Below are 16,973 nucleotides of genomic sequence, written 5' to 3'. Positions count from 1 at the left end.
CAATCAAGCAATTTTCTCTGCAAGGCTGCGTCGTGCCCGAGCCACTCGGCTCATTACTGTTCCAATTGGGATGTCGAGTACTTCAGCGACTTCCGCGTAGGATCTGCCTTCTACCGCTACCAGCAAGAGCACCGTTCTTTGCTCTTCTGAAAGGGTGTTTATAGCCTGGTCGACGCGCTCGAACTCTAGCCGTTCCAAACCGCCTGCATCACTTACGCCTAGGTCGCTGTTACTAGCGGCTTCGGTTTTGGCAAAGCGGCTTCTAACCTCTCTAGCCCGCAGTTCGTCTAACCACAAATTCCGACAGACCCGGTAAGCCCACTTCCCAGCGTGTGCATCCTCTGGCATACCGCGCTCCAACACCCGCTCTACGGTGAGTTGCAGCAAATCATCAGCATCGTGGCCATCGCTAGTGAGGGACGTACAAAACCGTTTCAAACCGGTCAGTTCGTTCATCAATACGGCCTTCTGATTTGCGGTAAGCTGACTCATAAAGCGCCTGTTACAATAAAGACGTGTCGGAGGCTGGGTTTATTCCACGCACCGATGGGAATTTAGCTCAATCCTGAAACGTCACTAAACTATTAGAGCCTGAATTAAGGCCAAGGATCACAATCATGCCCACATTGTTAGGAGTGACGCAACGTAATAGTACCCGGGTAGTTCCCGCGGTTTTGCTATTACTGCTGCTTACATTCTTACTGACTCCAACTTCAGCGCATGCCCAGTTTACCTTTGGCGGTGGTGACGATGCTGAGGAAGCGGTGGAGGAAGAGGTACAAGAGCAGGTCGAGGAACAAATTGAAGAGGAAGTGACAGAAGAAGCTACTGACGCCACAGAGGAGGAAGTCGCTGATTCCGTGGAAGAACAGGTTATCGATGATGCTGAAGAGGCAGTTGAGGACGAGCTGACTTTTGGGGGTGTTTCCAACCCCGTAGAGGATGAGGTTGAGGATCAGGTTGAAGAACAAGTAGAAGAGCAAGTTTCTCAGGAAGCAGAAGAATCTGTCGAGGAGGAGGTTGCTGAGCAGACTGAGGAGGTTGTGGAGGAAGAGGTTGCTGAGCAGACTGAGGAGGCTGTCGAAGAACAAGTGGCAGAGCAGTCTGAGGCGACCGTCGAGGATGCGGTCGAAGAGGCTACTGAGCAGCAAGTGGTTGACGTTACAGAGGAAACTGTTGAAGAAGAAGTAGAGGCCGAGATTGAAGAGTCGGTTGTCGCTGAAGCTGAAGATTCTGTCGCCGAGGAGGTAGAAAGCGAGGTGGGTGAAGCTGTTGAGGAGGTTGTTGAAGAAACAGTCGCCGATGCCACAGCTGAGGGAGTAGAGGAGCAAGTCACAGAATCTGTCGAGCAGTCTGCTGAAGAGTCTGCTGAAGAACAAGTGGCTGAATCGGTCGATGAGGCTGTGGAAGAGTCGGCCGAAGAACAAGTGGCTGAATCGGTCGATGAGGCTGTGGAAGAGTCTGCTGAAGAACAAGTGGCTGAATCGGTCGATGAGGCTGTGGAAGAGTCGGCCGAAGAACAAGTGGCTGAATCGGTTGATGAGGCCGTAGAAGAGTCTGCTGAAGAACAAGTGGCTGAATCGGTTGATGAGGCCGTTGAAGAGTCGGCGGAAGAGCAGGTGGCTGAAGGCGTAGAAGAGTCAACAGAGTCTGCGGTAGAGGAGGAGGTCGCAGACGCCGCTGCTTCCGACGTAGAAGCTGAGGTCGCTGATTCTGCTGAAAGCAGTGTGGGTGAACTCATTGCACAGCAGGCTGAAGCTGATGCCGTAACCGCTGCTGAGGCGATCGCCATTGCAAGCGCAGAGGGCCGGCTTTCAGCTGAGGTTGATGAGATGATCGACGCCATCGAACTTGAGATTGACGTCGATACTCAAAAAATTCATCAAGGCCAGTGGCTTGTCATGGCCGAACCTAAGGTGTTCGATGAGTTAGCCGATGAGGGCTATATTTTCGACGAATTCACTGAACTCCCAGGCTTGGGTCTGCGTTTAGCGGAGGTCGCGGCTCCCGCTAGCTTCAATATCTCCAGAACTCGAGACGGCATCATGGACGTCGTTGGATCAGATCGTGCCGAAGTCGATTTAAATCACATCTACACTGCGGGCACTCCCGAGCCACAAAGTTATGAAGACGGTATTTCGCCAATAGACGCCATGGCTTTTCCTGACATTTTGGCAACGATGAACCTTCGTATCGGTATTGTAGACAGCGCTGTTGACACCGATCATCCCGCCTTTGCAACGGCAAAAATTTCGTCAAGGCCCTTCGCGGCCACCAAGAATCTGCCTGACTTTCACGGTACTGCAATCGCGTCGATTATTGCAGCGAATGCGGCGCCATTGAGGGGTTTAGCACCAAGGGCAGAGATCTTTGCCGCCGCGGTGTTTGAGCAGGACAAGGATCGCGGTGAAATCGCTAGCACGGTTAGCCTGGTGCGAGCACTGGACTGGCTACTGTCATCCAAAGTAGACGCGATCAATTTAAGCTTGGCAGGCCCCCCCAATCGCCTGCTGGAGGTTGCGCTGACACGCATTGCCGATCAGGGTGTAATGGTGCTTGCAGCGGCGGGCAACGGCGGCCCCATGGCTAAGCCACAGTATCCTGCTGCTTATACGAGTGTTGTGGCCGTAACTGCGGTAGATCAGCGTGGTCGAGCTTTCCGGCTGGCTAACCGTGGCGATTATCTGGATTTGGCTGCGCCGGGCGTCAATTTGCGGCATGCAGTCGCAGGGGGGGGGTACGCCTCTTCATCGGGTACTTCTTTTGCGGTGCCTTTTGCCGTTACTGCGGCGGCATTGTTGAGGCATCAGGAGCCTGATATCGACGTGATTAGCAGGTTGTATGCCGCGGCTACAGATATCGGTCCGCCGGGGCGAGACGATATTTACGGCTACGGTTTATTAACCTTATAGCGCGCTAGAAGCTTATTTCTATCTTAGTGCCTACAACAGATTGATCGTAATCTGCCGAGGGAAGGTTTGACAGATAGTCGCTATAGCCTGCATAGATCCCCCAGTTAACACGTTCCGTTAGGGGGAGGTCGAATTCGACGGTTGCTCTGACTCGCTCGTCGCGACGCTTCTCGCCGATACTGGGGGTGGGTTCGTCATAATCCCTGTCCTCATACCGTAATCCGAGTTCGAGCATCGATAGTTTTGAAAATATTTCGAATCGCTGTACCGCTCTAACTTTTACTTGATGGGCCTTGTACTTAAATCGCGCAGCCTGGCTATCTTCTTGGCGGTAAACGTAACCAACATTAATATAGCGGCGCAGGCCACGCCAAAAATAATACGCATCCAGTTCCGTTCCATGGTTCTGAGCATCTCGACCGGGCCGGCTAGCAATCTTCTTATCACCAAAAACATAAGCTCCACGCAGAAACCACCGCTTACTGACAAATCCTGAGAGTGATGGCGATGCCCGGTGATAGGTTAAGAAATCACTGCCGTCCAACTGCGCGTTGATATAAAAGTAGTTGATACCTGCGGTTACTTTTTCCAATTTTGAGCTTATATTGCCGCCCAGCATGTGAGTTTCTCGACTTAGAAAGTCAAAATCCTGATAGTCAATCCGCGAGTATCCATAGGAAGCTGATGCAGACGTTTTGTCCGATAAATCATGGTCTAGAGATATATCTGCGGCAAGAAGAGTGCCACCATCACCAAGGCTGGAGCTTCTGTCCAACTCGTCGACGCTAACGTTACTATCGTACTCATAACCCACACTAACTGCGCCGGAAACTGTTGTTTCAGCGATAGCACTATTAGTCAAAAACAGCACAGACCCGGCAGTCAGTCCCAGAAAGACTTTCACGATCCGTCGAGGCTTTGATGGGTGTTTTGGGTGCATGGGTTTGAAACGTAAAGGCCTGTGACGGGAGGCTACAGTATGCCTACGAGCACCACAACAAACCGACACATTTGATGAGACAACGCTCGCCCTCTGATATAATTTTCCTACAGACAAGGGAGAAACAACGCAATGTCCGATCAAGACCAGCAAATGGAAATCACCAACCGGTTCATCGCCTTAGCTAATGAGTTAAAAGACGATGGTGTTCCTATCCATGTTATTTCTTGGTCCATGCTGACCGCTAGCGCGGTTTATTCTACGTTCTCCGTGGCTGGCAACACTGGAGGACTTAATCCGTCGGGTGTCGATAAGGTTGTTGATGGCTTTCGTGATTGCATGAACCAGGTGCAGGAAGCACGCAAAGCCGAATTGAGCGAGGCGGGGGCAGAGCTAGAAAACGAGCAGTCGTAGTGCTTTCCTAGTCGCAAAGCCTTGGTCTGTGTCCCTCTCAGTCTCTATTGCTTGTTGATTTCGTAGGCGTAGCAACGGTCGCTCGGAAACGGTAAGCAAGCCTAGGAAAGTTTAAATTCGCTGCGCTCCCACGCCATACTAGTATTTGCCTGCTGTAACGGCAGCGCTAAAGCAGTTTACTGGTCCTCCTTATTTTTGGTGAAACACGCGCTGCTCGGGTCAGCATCTGAATCGCGTTAGTGAGCATAAAATACAGGATTAGGAGCTTTGATTTCCCGTGCCTCGATAAGAGCTGTTTTAGCGTTACTGATCAGTCCCTCAGCGGTCTTCCCGTGTTGGGGTGCCGCGGCAGTGCTAGCTACAACGGTGAGATTAAACGTTTCGTCAGCCACTTTGACCGGCATTCTAGCGAGGTCCAGTAACCGCTCTGCGGCGGAGTGAAGGCTTTGAATATTGTCGAGGCTATGCAGGACAATACAAAATTGATCGGCATCCAATATTGCTTTGCCACTGGCATCGAATCCACGACTGGCCATGTCGTATCGGCGGATTGAATTGGAAATTCGTGATGTTATCTCTCTCAAAATATCATCGCTGACTTCTCGACCTCTTGCATGAAGAATAGGTCCAATACTGGAAACCTCTAGCAGTATTAGCCCTACATAGCGGTGCTCCTTAGCGGCAACATCCATCAGCATTGCTACATGCTCCAGTAAACGTTGTCGGCAAGGCAGATTTGTCACGGGATCAACATCTGTTGATGTATAGAAATTGGTGGGGGGCGCACTTACAGAGTCTTCTGCAGGCTGGTCTTGAGGGCGCGAGCTGTGGCGATCCTTGATTATTGGAGCCTGTGGTGAACCCCCTTTTTGAGTCAAATTCGGATACTCAGATCGCTGATTGCGAGCCATAAGCTGTGCGGTTTTTACACCCGCCTGATGCATGAAAAACCAAAATGTTAGCAACGCAGTGCAGCCAATAGCGATTGAAATTGCCAGCGCCTGCCCAAGCGTGGGAATAATGGTTTCGAGAATATCGCCTAGAAAAATTCCCTGCTCAATATACCCAGCAACAAACCTTCGGGGCTGATCAGCACGCTGTGCAAGAGTTTGTTGATAAGCTGATTGTGGAACATCGGTGCGTATTGGATCAATGGGAGAAAAGACCGGGGTAGATATTTTGAACTGCGCATCCATAAATGGAATGGCCGCTAAAGTGCCCTGATAGTGCGCTGCGCTGTTGTGGGCAAACAAGTCTACGGCACTTAGCACCTCTAATCTGTTGTTAAATGTTCTGATAAATGCGGTTGTGCCGCTATCACTGTGCTGCCCCGGGGCCTTAGCTAAAATCTCCCCATCAACATGAAGCGCGCGCAACCATATATTTTTGGATTTTTTTTCAAGGCGAAGCTTAAGTGCTAGTGCTTCCCGAATTCTAGACTGGTTTCTGAAGTGCAAAAGCGCCGGTAGTGCCGGGTCGCTCGACACAACGTCCTGAGCGGAGACTGCCAGCAGTGTTTTGCGCTGCTCAAGTGCACCAAAGCTGAGCCCTACGGCCAATACAACAATGCCTAGCAGGGTCACCAATGCAGGGATCAAAAACTTTGGCAAATCTGGGGGCAAGCGCAATGGTTTATTTCTGATGGTGTGCTTTAGCCGATGTGGGATAACGATCGGTCAGTCGCTGGGGTAGGCCATTAGCCGTTACCAAATACGCATGCTCTCTACCCAGCTCGTAAGGATTGACGACGCCGCAGCTGTGGGCAACAACCTCAACTTCATGCAGGAGATTTCTAGCGTAGTTCGCCACTCGAGTAGCTTTAAGCTCAGGATCCAGACCCTTCTGCAATTTTGGATCATGGGTTGTTATGCCGGTGGGGCACGTGTTTTTGTTGCATTGCAGGGCCTGAATACAACCCAAGGCAAACATAAATCCTCGAGCGGTATTGACACTGTCCGCCCCTAAACAAAGTGCTGCAGCAACACCAGAAGGTGTACTCATTTTCCCCGATGCCATGACTTTTATGCGTGCTCTAAGCCCATACTCAATCAGCTTGTCTACGACCCATGGCAGGCTACTGTCCGCGGGCAGCCCCACATTGTCCATCAGGCTTTGCGGTGCCGCACCGGTGCCACCATCCGCACTGTCCACTGTTACGAAATCCGGCGCGAAGTCTAGCCCCCGGGTCTGAATGGCCTGACACAAATCATCGAGCCACTCGGGCTGGCCCAGCACAAATTTGATGCCTACGGGTTTTCCGGTTACTTCCCTGACTCGATGAATCATACTCAGCAGATCATCAACTGAACTGATGTCGATGTGTCGGTTGGGGCTCAGCGAATCTTGCCCCATGGGTATCCCTCTAGTGCTTGCGATAACTGCCGTCACTTTTTCAGCAGGTAAAATACCGCCCTTGCCGGGTTTTGCGCCTTGAGACAACTTTATTTCGAACATTTTGACCGAGGTGTGGGCGGCAATCTCTTGGAGCTTGTCATCACTTAATGTGCCATCGGTGTTGCGCACGCCATATTTTGCGGTGCCAATCTGATAGACGAGGTCGCACTGCCCTTTGAGATGAAAAGGGGCGAGTCCGCCTTCCCCCGTGTTGAGCAAGATACCGGCTTTGGCGGCACCCATAGAAAGGGCCTGAATGGCGGGTGCCGATAGTGCGCCATAGCTCATCGCCGAGATGTGAAATACCGAATGGGTCTCGTAAACATCACGAGCATAGCCTTGGCCAAAGCACAGCGGAGTTTTTGCTGAAAGCTGAGTTTCTTCATCAAGCTTAGGAAACGCGCTATTGAGAAATAGTATGTCGCCTGGGGTATGAATGGGTTTGGTCGAGCCGAAGGCAATGGTGTGATCAATATCTTTAGCGGCTCTGGCGATCCAACCACGTTGTGCCCTGTTAAATGGTAATTCTTCCCGATCCATGGCAAAAAAGTATTGTCGAAAAAACACGCCCAAGTGCTCAAACAGATAGCGAAAACGTCCTATGACCGGATAATTTCTGCGGATTGCCTGCTGGGACTGAGTGACGTCTATAATGTAGAGCACCACGATGGTGACGACCCCCACCAGAATTAAGGTGGCCATTAGCAAAGCACTGAATTCAATAACCTGCATTAGGAAGTCGTGTATTTTGACCATGTGTAAGGCCCCCCCAGCTTTTTATCAATTACCAAAGATGCTGTTTTAACATGAAACCAGAGCTGTTGATGTTGTTTATTCCCACCATTGCCATTGTGTCGCTAACCCCCGGCATGTGCATGATGCTGGCGTTCTCTTTGGGTATCTCAGAAGGCTATCGGCGAACATTGTGGATGATGCTTGGCGAGCTTTTCGGTGTGGCAGTGGTGGTAAGTATCACCGTATGGTTGCTACAAAATATGATGCTGTTGGATCCCATGTGGTTTAGAGCACTTATGGTCGTGGGAGCCCTGTATTTGTTGTGGGTTGCTCGCGCTCTTTGGTTGTCTGAGCCGGCGATAAATGAGGGCGGGCTGGAGGGAAGTCTCTCGGGGCCGACGTTGGTGATGCTGGGTTGCACCACGGCAGTGATGAACCCCAAGGGCTGGGCATTTATGCTGGCGCTATTGCCCGGCTTTATGGTGCCTGATGAGCCCATAGCCCATCAACTGTCAGGGTTTTTGTCGGTCATCATGGTGACCGAGTTTTTGTCTATGAGTCTTTACGCTCTCAGCGGGCAGTGGTTGCGCAAGCGCATGAGTACGGGTGCTCAGCTGCGCTGGCTCAACAAGCTGGCTGCTATGCTAATGGTTGTCGTTTCAACGCTGGTGCTTTTTTGAGCGCGATGGCCTTCAGATCGTCAGCTTACTGATTAACGTTAACAAGCAGTCGGCCACGTATTTTCCCCTCGAGTACGTCAGGCCCGACATCAAGCGCGTCAGCTAGGCTAATTTCCTTGACCATGCTCTCCAGCCGGGTTTTGTCGAAGTCAGCTGCTAACCGCCGCCAAGCCCCTTCGCGGGCCAAAAGAGGTGCCATAACACTGTCGATGCCATAGAGCGTTACCCCTCGCAATATAAAGGGCATTACGGTTGTTGGAAGCGATGGGCTTTCGGCGAGACCGCAAGCGGCAATCGCCCCACCATAGCGAGTTTGCGCGCAGGCATTGGCAAGGGTATGCCCTCCAACGGCATCAACAACACCGGCCCAACGCTCTTTTTGAAGTGGGTTTCCAGAAGTGTTCATCGTATTGCGATCAATGTGCTCACTGGCACCCAGTGCCTCGAGGTATGCGCCTTCCTGAGTCTTCCCAGTAGAAGCGACAACGTTAAAGCCTTGTGCTGCCAGCAGAGCAATTGCAACGCTTCCCACACCACCACTTGCGCCAGTGACAAGAATGTCTCCATCCGCTGGCGTAGTGCCGTGTTTCATGAGTGCCTCAACACAAAGTGCTGCGGTATAGCCGGCGGTGCCAATGCACATGGCTTCTCGAGTTGAAAGAGCATCAGGTAACTTGACCAGCCAATCACCCTTGACCTGCGCGTACTGAGCCAAACCGCCCCAGTGGCCTTCTCCCATGCCCCAGCCATTAACCACGACACGATCGCCCACCTGCCAGCGTTCGTCTTGACTACTTTCGATCACCCCCGCCAGGTCGATACCGGGTACGAGAGGGTAGTTGCGTATGATGGGGCGGGTTCCGGTCAGCGCTAAACCGTCTTTGTAATTGATCGTGCTGTAGTCGACGCGAACAAGGACATCATTATCGGGTAAATCAGAGAGTTCTAGGCTCTCAACAGACACGGCTTGCCCGGCTTCTGACTGTCTGGCAATTAAAGCGTTGAACATTCTTGATTTCCTTTCGTGGCTATGGGTGAGCTTTGGTACCGACGGCCGATACAAAAGCAGAGATTGATTTTTTTGTAGCAGCGACACATGGATTCGTTTTAGCAGCCTGAAATATTGAGCGCTTTTTGCTTGTCACGCAAATTGAAGCGTTAAGTCTGTCCTTCAACTGCGTTAGGCTAATGTTTCTAAAAGCTCGCCGAAAGGTATTTTAATGACCGTCGTGAGTGGCTTGCAGTTATAGGTTTCAGTAATGTTATGTGGTCAGGCTGTGGCGATACTGCAGGGGCGCTGTGGCTACCCTTGCAGCCAGTCCTGCCGTAGCCCCACGGTGCGCTAACGGGGCTGCTAGTTAGGGCTCAACGCCGTCGCTCTCGCATTTCATCCTGCTCTGAGAAACTTGGCGCATTGGTAGGCTGTTTGATGTCGAGCGAGGTTTTTTAGCTCGGTTGGTGTCTTCGAGGAATTCTCTGGTTGTGTTCCTTCCCAAGTCAACGCATGTGGATACGCGCTGTCTATACAAACTTCGTAATCTGACTTTTGACAGCCCTGCATCAAGGTAAGCATAAGCAGTAGGATTAATCTGTATCTCATTGGACGACCGTTCTTTGGTTGGTTGCAGTGTCAACGGTATCAGCCTTAAGTTTGAGGCTCAACGCCGAGGTAAGCTGTGTCAGGAATCGTTCTCTGAGGGGGCCGATTAACTAGCGTTGATATGTTCCACGGAATGTTCCACGGGGTGCATAAATGCTGCGGTTACTCGTACGGAACGGGTAAAAGGGCTGTTCCAAATATTGGCATTAGTTATGATAATAGTTTGTGAGTGGTATTGGGGTAGGCAGTGTCAGGTAGGTTTGTGCGGGTTATAGGTGGGTGGGACCTGACGGCACATTCGTCTGGATTGTTTTCATGGCACACAGGATGGCACAAATTGGCAGAAATCGTTCAAAATACACGCGGGCACAACAAAGTGCCGCCAGAGGTATATTGGCCGTTTGGGGCTGTAAAATTTGGTTATTTCGTAAAGGGAGCTTGCTTTTTGTGCACTCCCAGAAAAGAGGGAGTGGTACCGGAGGACGGACTCGAACCGTCAAGCTTTTAAGGGCGGGGGATTTTGAATCCCCTGTGTCTACCAATTCCACCACACCGGCATAAATTAAGCCGGCGGATTATAGCAAGGCCAGAGCAAACGGCAATAATTTGCTGCGAAGTTTGCGTTATTACGTTATCCTGCTCCGCGAATCGGACAGCTAGCGTTATCAAAGCATCCGCGACTGAGTATCTCAAGGGGAGAAAAGACATGGCGATGAACCTCATCAAAAAAACCAATGAGTACAAAATCTTTAAGCGCGGTGACGAGCGATTTGCTGTTCAGGACGCTACTGGCAAGCCTGTTAATGGCGAGGAAAAAGTCAATATTTTGCTGGCAGAAGAGCTGATCAAGGTAACTCTACCCGGAGCTGAGCCCGTTGAAGAAGCGCCAGCTGAAGAGGCTTCTGCCGAAGAGGAAGCTCCGGCTGAGGCAACTGATGAAGAAGAGGCCACAGACGCCTAATTGCAGGGTCCCGATAGAAAACCGGCTGTTGCCGGTTTTTTTGTGCCCAAATTTGCAGAGGTAAAGGGTTTAAGGCTATGCGGCGACAGGACTTTTATTACGATTTGCCTGAGGAGTTGATCGCGCAGGAACCTCTGCCACAACGTACAGGCTCGCGACTTCTTGTTCTCAACGGCGACAACGGCGACATACACCACAGCCAGTTCAATCACTTAACCGACTGGCTTGAGCCCAACGATCTGCTGGTGTTCAACAATACACGGGTTATCCCGGCGAGATTGTATGGTGTTAAGCAAACCGGGGGTCGTGTTGAAATATTAATTGAGCGATTTCTAGAGGGCGGTTCAGCGCTGGCCCACGTCAGGGCAAGCAAGTCTTCGAAGCCGGGCACGGCTATTTTGATCACCCCTGACGAGACGTCAGACGCCACCGAATTTTCAGTTCGAGTTCAAGGTCGCCGGGATGCTTTATTCGAACTGGTTGTTGATTCGGGGTCTTGGCCCGAAATTTTAAAAACTTACGGCCATATTCCTTTGCCGCCTTATATTGAGCGGTCAGATAATGCTAAAGATCGTGAGCGCTATCAGACGGTGTTTGCCCAGCGCGATGGTGCCGTTGCGGCACCAACAGCAGGTCTGCATTTTGACGCCCACTTGCTTGAAGATATTCGTTCTCAGGGTGTTAAGACAGCTGAGGTCACCTTGCATGTTGGATCGGGCACATTCCAGCCAGTACGGGCCGAAAAAATTACCGATCACCACATGCACAGTGAGTGGTTGGAGGTGAATGAAGACGTCGTGGCGGCCGTTCAACGTTGCCGAGAGTGTAAAGGTCGGGTGGTGGCCGTGGGCACTACGGCCGTTCGTTCTCTTGAGACAGCAGCCCGAGGTGGCACGCTAAAAACCTTCTCGGGTGATAGCGATATATTTCTTTATCCGGGTCAGCGCTTTAACGTCGTTGATGCCATGGTGACTAACTTTCATCTCCCTGAGTCGACTTTAATCATGCTGGTGGCGGCGTTTGCAGGCCACGAAAATACCATGGCGGCTTATCAGCAGGCTGTCGACCAGCGTTATCGCTTTTTTAGTTATGGTGATGCCATGTTCGTTACCGCTAACCCTGACAGCAGATCTGGAGGCTAGGCTAGCTATGAAATTTGATATCCAAGCCCGATATGGCCAAGCTCGATGCGGTGAGCTGACCTTTGATCGCGGCAGTGTCTCGACACCAGCTTTTATGCCAGTGGGAACCTATGGCACCGTCAAGGGCATGTTGCCCCGGGATATTGAAGCGATTGGCGCAGACATCATTTTGGGCAATACGTTCCATCTCTGGCTACGACCCGGAACTGAGGTTATTCAGCAGCACGGCGATCTGCACGACTTCATGGGCTGGCAGAAACCAATATTGACAGACTCGGGTGGATTTCAAGTCTTCAGCCTTGGCGAGATGCGTAAGGTTGAGGAGCGTGGCGTCACCTTCCGTTCTCCCGTTAATGGCGACCGTGTTTTTCTAGACCCTGAAACTTCAATGGCTATTCAGCGGCAGCTTGGCAGTGACATTGTGATGATTTTCGACGAGTGCACGCCTTTTCCTGCAACTGAATCAGAAGCCGCCCAATCAATGAAGTTATCCCTGCGTTGGGCCGAAAGAAGTAAGGCGGCCCACGGGAACAACCCTGCGGCTTTATTTGGCATTGTGCAGGGTGGCATGTACGAATCTCTGCGCTTGGAGTCCATGGCGGGTTTAGTGGACCTCGATTTTGACGGCTACGCGATTGGCGGTTTGTCAGTGGGAGAGCCCAAAGAAGACATGCTTCGGGTACTGGACGGGGTGGCTTCTGAGCTGCCGGCAGAGAAGCCGCGCTACTTAATGGGTGTTGGTACGCCAGCTGATTTGCTCGAGGGTGTTATGAGAGGGGTGGATATGTTTGATTGTGTCATGCCCACACGCAACGCTCGTAACGGCCATTTATTTACCGACCAAGGCGCGATCAAATTACGAAATGCGCGGCACAAGGACAGCACTGAGCCCGTAGATCGCTCTTGCGATTGTTACACCTGCCAAAATTTTACCCGTGCGTACTTGCATCACCTCGACAAATGCAACGAGATTTTGGGGTCACAGCTCAACACGATTCATAATTTGCGCTTTTATCAAAAGCACATGGCCGATATTCGTCGCGCGATACGTGAGGGGCGGCTCGCAGAGTTTGCCGCTGATTTCTATCGCCGGCAATCCAACCCTGAGCCTTGACACGTAGACGCTGAAAATACCTAAGGTGACTGACTAGCTCATGGAATTACCCGCGCCCGCTTCTCCTTGCGTTTCAATATGCGCACTTGATGCCGATGATATTTGCCTCGGATGTTTTCGTACCGGTAACGAAATTACCGACTGGTTTATCGCTGATGATGTCCGAAAACGCGAAATTCTGCGCAATGCCGAGACGCGACGCAGCGAATCCAGCACGATTAAACTGCTCTGACGCTGTCCTGAAGTCGACGCCGCCGTTGTGATGGCACTTGTGTGGCCCAAACAAGGGAGCGACCCAAGTTACTCTGCAGCAGCGGGTTCCGACGTCTCCATCGGCCTGATTTTCACCTTGCTGAGCGTTCGGCCCTCAATTTCGAGAACCTGAATGAGATAGCCCGGTATTTGCACAGCAACTTCACCCGACGGAAAGGCTTCCAGGGCCTCTAGCGCGAGCCCGCTGATGGTTTTGGGGCCGTCTGTGGGTAGCGACCAATTTCGATGCCGATTGAGCTCTCTGATGTGTACTGTTCCCGAGCAGACAGTGCCGCCATCGGGGTCAGTGTGCATTTCTTCGCTGTCTTCAATGAGGTTGGAGGTAAATTCCCCAACAATCTCTTCAAGAATGTCCTCAAGGGTGACCAAACCCAAAAGGTCACCGTATTCGTCTACGACAATGCCCATTCGAAGCTTTTTGAGTTGAAACTGCCTAAGTTGGGTGTGTAGTGGCGTATTTTCGGGCACGAAGTAAGGTGTCTGGAGTTCTCGTTTTAGCGTGTCCCGACACAAGCCGCCAGACACAAGCACGCGCGATAGGTCACGCATGTGCAGCACACCTTGAATGTTGTTGATATCTTCATGCCAAACGGGGAGCAAGGTATGGGTGCTGGATTGCAAGTGCTCGAGGATGATTTCATCACTGTCGTCAAGATCGACGCCAAAGACCTCGCTGCGCGGCACCATAATGTCGTCCACGGTGACCAGCTCCAGATCCAATATATTCGTCAACATGCGCCGGTGGCGGCTCGGAATCATGGTGCCAGACTCACTAACGATGGTCCGCAGCTCTTCTTGCGACAGCGCTTCGTCATTTTGTAGATCGGGCCGGAAACCCATCAGTTTGAGTAGGCCATTGGTCACGCTGTTAATGGCCCATACTAGAGGCATAAACAGCTTGAGTAAGGGGAGTAAAATCAGGCTGAAGGGAAATGCCAGTTTTTCTGGGTGGAGCGCTGCAACCGTTTTCGGCGTTATCTCTGCGAATACCAAAATCACAAGTGTCAGAGCGACTGTTGCGACTGCAATGCCAGCATCGCCGTAAAGGCGTATGGCAATGACCGTTGCAATGGCGGAGGCGAGTATGTTGACCAGATTATTGCCGATCAAAATGATGCTGATGAGCTGATCGGGGCGCTCCAACAGCTTGCTCGCGCGGCGAGCTCCCTTGTGGTCCTTACCGATAAGGTGTTTTAACCGGTAGCGGTTTAGCGACAGCATGCTTGTCTCTGAGCTCGAGAAGAAAGCTGAGATCAGAATCAGAGCAGCGAGTAATGTAAAAAGAAGTCCCAGCGGGGCGTCGTTCAAGGAGGTTCGTCAATTAGAAGTAAGGTCCACCATGGTGGAGAAAAACAGCGCCGCTGACAAGCGTTTCGGCACCTCTGAGTGTCGACCTGCCTAGAGCAGTAGCTCAACGACCAGTTTTGAGCCAAAGAAGCCAATAGCCATGAGGCCGTAACCCAAAAAAACCAGCGACAATGCTGTGCTGATTCGCAGGCCACGTTGCCAGTGAACGGCAAGAGTCAGTGTCAGCAGTAGCCAAGATAGCGTCGTCAGGACAGTTTTATGGACCAGCTGTTGGCCCAACAGATCATCGACGAAAAGCCCCCCCGATACGACCGCTACCGTTAACCACAACACGCCTGCGGCAAGAAGCTCGAAGAACATTTGACCCATGGTGTCTAGGGCAGGAAGTAAGCGCACGATACCCCGGGTGTTGTGACTGCGTAAGCGCTGTGTTTGCACCGACAGTAACGCACCCTGCAGTGAGGTCAGTGTCAGCACGCCAAAGGCCAGCAGCGAGCTGACAATATGGGCCAGCAAGCCGCTCTCGAGGCCCGCCAGTGGTTGGCCTGTAGGCGGGGCAAAAGCACTGACTAGAACTGCCAGCGCTGAGAAAGGAAACGTTGCAATGATCACCATTTGTAGGGGGCGAACCAGCAGGCTCACTACACTAATCACCCCCATGATCAAAAAGATAAGGGAGGAGATTTTGTAAAAACCCAAGTCCAGCACACCTTTCTGCAGATCAATGGCAAAAATAGCCAAGTGGCAAGATACCGCCAGAAGCGCCAGCGCGGTGACATCCCACGGCGCTCGGTGACGTCGTCCGTCCAGAGTCAAAAGCTGTCTTGCAGCAGCACCGACATAGACCAATGCTGTAGCAACTGCGAGGGCAGCCTGAAGTAAATCGGGAGTGGTGGTCAAAAAATCCTCGCTATGTGCCGACTAGGTCATTGGGTGCGTTTGCTTCAGCACGTATACTACGCTCTTTATCACCGTTTGAGGCGTCCTTTACGGCGCCATTCGAGGTTCCATGTTTGAAGGATTAAGCGATCGTCTGTCCGCCAGTTTAAAAAGTATGTCTGGGAAGTCCAGACTGACTGAGGACAACATTCGAGACACGTTGCGCGAAGTGCGTATGGCGCTGCTTGAAGCTGATGTTGCTCTGGAGGTCGTGAAGGCATTCACTGAAGCCGTCAAGACCCGCGCAGTTGGAGCAGAGGTAGCTCAAAGCCTGTCCCCTGGCCAGGCGTTCCTTAAAATTGTGCAGGCAGAGCTGACCGAAACTATGGGCAGTGCCAACGAGGCTTTGACCCTAAATGCCCAGCCCCCTGCGGTGGTCATGGTGGCAGGGTTGCAGGGTGCGGGAAAAACGACGTCTATCGCCAAGCTAGCGCGATATTTGATGGAGCGTGAAAAAAAGTCAGTTGCGGTAGTGTCAGCCGATGTTTATCGACCTGCTGCGATCAAGCAGCTGGAGACCCTCGCAGGTGAGGTTGGGGCGCGTTTTGAGCCCTCCTCGGGCGAGGAGAAACCCGTCGATATCGTAAATCGTGCACTCGACAATGCGCGGCTTAATTTCACCGATGTGCTGTTGGTGGATACGGCAGGCAGGCTCGCGGTTGACGAAGCCATGATGGCGGAAATTCGGGAGCTGCACGCAGCGGTCACTCCTATTGAAACCTTATTTGTTGTAGACGCCATGATGGGGCAAGACGCCGTGATGACTGCCCGGGCCTTCGGCGAGACTCTGCCGCTGACCGGCGTTATTTTAACCAAGGTCGATGCCGATACCCGCGGCGGGGCGGCGTTATCGGTAAGGTCGGTTACCGGGAAGCCCATTAAATTCCTGGGTGTTGGCGAGAAAACAGATGCATTAGACCCGTTTCACCCCGATCGATTGGCTTCGCGCATTCTGGGTATGGGCGATTTGCTATCGCTCATTGAGGATGCAGAGCGCAAGGTTGATCAGAAAAAAGCGAAGCGATTGGCCAAGAAAGTGCAGAAGGGAGGTCGATTTGATCTTGAAGATTTTCGAGAGCAGCTGCAGCAAATGAAAAATATGGGTGGCATTGGTGCCATGATGGAGAAAATGCCCGGCATGGGGAATATGGCGGCCATGGCCCAGCAAAACGTCGATCTTAAGCAGTTTGCGAGAATGGAGGCCATGATTGACTCGATGACCCCGCTGGAGCGCCGCAAGCCAGAGGTCATTTCAGGTGGGCGCAAACGACGTATCACACTGGGGTCTGGCACTCAGGTGCAGGACCTAAATCGGCTGTTGAAGCAGCACAAACAAATGCAAAAAATGATGAAAAAAATGAAAGGCGGGGGCATGCAAAAAATGATGCGTGGGCTCGGCGGTATGATGCCGCCCGGTGGCGGCATGTCAGGTGGTGGTTTTCCGCCTCGCTGAGGTGGGTTGACGGCTAGTATTAGCGGAGCGTTTACTGTATTCTCCGCTCCCTTCTATTTCGGGAACAGGACCGTAGGGTCGTGTGTCCTTTATAAAATTTTACAGAGG

At 52.0% G+C, this 16,973-nt stretch carries 15 protein-coding genes and 1 tRNA gene; 8 read left to right on the top strand and 8 right to left on the bottom strand.

The annotated features are described in order from the left end of the window. Positions 1-3: 3 nt before the first annotated feature. Positions 4-492 carry an RNA polymerase sigma factor gene (locus tag ACMAZB_RS11000; protein ID WP_435217174.1) on the bottom strand — a complete coding sequence of 163 codons (489 nt, stop codon included), beginning with the start codon at positions 490-492 and terminating at the stop codon, positions 4-6. Between the two features lie 125 nt (positions 493-617). On the opposite strand from ACMAZB_RS11000, the gene ACMAZB_RS10995 reads away from it, so the two are divergent. Then, a complete protein-coding gene (locus tag ACMAZB_RS10995; protein WP_435217173.1) occupies positions 618-2,912 on the top strand; it encodes a S8 family serine peptidase in 2,295 nt (764 codons plus the stop codon). 4 nt (positions 2,913-2,916) lie between these two features. Here ACMAZB_RS10995 and ACMAZB_RS10990 read toward each other — a convergent pair whose 3' ends face one another. Next, positions 2,917-3,816: a surface lipoprotein assembly modifier gene (locus ACMAZB_RS10990; RefSeq protein WP_435217171.1), complete on the bottom strand. Its 900-nt coding sequence runs from the start codon at positions 3,814-3,816 to the stop codon at positions 2,917-2,919. Between the two features lie 168 nt (positions 3,817-3,984). Here ACMAZB_RS10990 and ACMAZB_RS10985 point away from each other — a divergent pair, with 168 nt between their 5' ends. Continuing rightward, complete coding sequence (locus tag ACMAZB_RS10985; RefSeq protein ID WP_435217170.1) at positions 3,985-4,266, top strand: DUF3144 domain-containing protein; 282 nt, start codon at positions 3,985-3,987, stop codon at positions 4,264-4,266. Positions 4,267-4,502: 236 nt separating this feature from the next. Here ACMAZB_RS10985 and ACMAZB_RS10980 read toward each other — a convergent pair whose 3' ends face one another. Together ACMAZB_RS10980 and ACMAZB_RS10975 are read right to left on the bottom strand one after the other, a co-directional pair. After that, positions 4,503-5,894: a GGDEF domain-containing protein gene (locus tag ACMAZB_RS10980; RefSeq protein ID WP_435217168.1), complete on the bottom strand. Its 1,392-nt coding sequence runs from the start codon at positions 5,892-5,894 to the stop codon at positions 4,503-4,505. A 4-nt stretch (positions 5,895-5,898) separates the two neighbouring features. Beyond that, positions 5,899-7,416: an FMN-binding glutamate synthase family protein gene (locus tag ACMAZB_RS10975; protein ID WP_435217167.1), complete on the bottom strand. Its 1,518-nt coding sequence runs from the start codon at positions 7,414-7,416 to the stop codon at positions 5,899-5,901. Between the two features lie 50 nt (positions 7,417-7,466). Here ACMAZB_RS10975 and ACMAZB_RS10970 point away from each other — a divergent pair, with 50 nt between their 5' ends. Beyond that, on the top strand, positions 7,467-8,075 hold the full coding sequence (locus tag ACMAZB_RS10970; protein WP_435217165.1) for a LysE family translocator: 609 nt from the start codon (positions 7,467-7,469) through the stop codon (positions 8,073-8,075). Positions 8,076-8,100: 25 nt separating this feature from the next. On the opposite strand, the gene acuI is transcribed toward ACMAZB_RS10970, so the two are convergent. Next, positions 8,101-9,084: an acrylyl-CoA reductase (NADPH) gene (gene acuI / locus ACMAZB_RS10965; RefSeq protein ID WP_435217163.1), complete on the bottom strand. Its 984-nt coding sequence runs from the start codon at positions 9,082-9,084 to the stop codon at positions 8,101-8,103. Positions 9,085-10,145: 1,061 nt separating this feature from the next. Further along, a tRNA-Leu gene (locus ACMAZB_RS10960) sits at positions 10,146-10,232 on the bottom strand. A 149-nt stretch (positions 10,233-10,381) separates the two neighbouring features. On the opposite strand from ACMAZB_RS10960, the gene ACMAZB_RS10955 reads away from it, so the two are divergent. The 4 genes from ACMAZB_RS10955 to ACMAZB_RS10940 all read left to right on the top strand — a co-directional run bounded on the left by ACMAZB_RS10955 (position 10,382) and on the right by ACMAZB_RS10940 (position 13,124). Continuing rightward, positions 10,382-10,636, top strand: a complete 255-nt coding sequence (locus ACMAZB_RS10955; protein WP_435217161.1) for a hypothetical protein — start codon at positions 10,382-10,384, stop codon at positions 10,634-10,636. Positions 10,637-10,713: 77 nt separating this feature from the next. Continuing rightward, complete coding sequence (queA, locus tag ACMAZB_RS10950) at positions 10,714-11,778, top strand: tRNA preQ1(34) S-adenosylmethionine ribosyltransferase-isomerase QueA (protein ID WP_435217159.1); 1,065 nt, start codon at positions 10,714-10,716, stop codon at positions 11,776-11,778. A gap of 7 nt (positions 11,779-11,785) precedes the next feature. Further along, entirely contained in the window at positions 11,786-12,892 is a 1,107-nt protein-coding gene (tgt, locus tag ACMAZB_RS10945; RefSeq protein WP_435217157.1) for a tRNA guanosine(34) transglycosylase Tgt, read from the top strand. Between the two features lie 40 nt (positions 12,893-12,932). Next, positions 12,933-13,124 carry a DUF1289 domain-containing protein gene (locus ACMAZB_RS10940; RefSeq protein WP_435217155.1) on the top strand — a complete coding sequence of 64 codons (192 nt, stop codon included), beginning with the start codon at positions 12,933-12,935 and terminating at the stop codon, positions 13,122-13,124. Between the two features lie 68 nt (positions 13,125-13,192). Here the strand turns inward: ACMAZB_RS10940 and ACMAZB_RS10935 are convergent, their stop codons facing one another. Then, positions 13,193-14,473 (bottom strand): HlyC/CorC family transporter, encoded by a 1,281-nt coding sequence (locus tag ACMAZB_RS10935; protein ID WP_435217153.1) that lies wholly within the window; start codon positions 14,471-14,473, stop codon positions 13,193-13,195. Between the two features lie 90 nt (positions 14,474-14,563). Beyond that, positions 14,564-15,373 carry a cytochrome C assembly family protein gene (locus ACMAZB_RS10930; protein ID WP_435217151.1) on the bottom strand — a complete coding sequence of 270 codons (810 nt, stop codon included), beginning with the start codon at positions 15,371-15,373 and terminating at the stop codon, positions 14,564-14,566. Positions 15,374-15,482: 109 nt separating this feature from the next. Between ACMAZB_RS10930 and ffh the strand changes: the two genes are divergently transcribed. Further along, positions 15,483-16,865, top strand: coding sequence for a signal recognition particle protein (gene ffh / locus ACMAZB_RS10925; RefSeq protein WP_435217149.1), 1,383 nt, complete (start codon positions 15,483-15,485; stop codon positions 16,863-16,865). Positions 16,866-16,973 lie beyond the last annotated feature (108 nt).

The sequence above is a fragment of the Luminiphilus sp. nBUS_07 genome (genome assembly GCF_051201685.1).
Lineage (GTDB): Bacteria > Pseudomonadota > Gammaproteobacteria > Pseudomonadales > Halieaceae > Luminiphilus.
The sequence above is the reverse complement of the archived record's forward strand: the minus strand, read 5'-3'. Positions and strand labels throughout refer to the sequence as shown.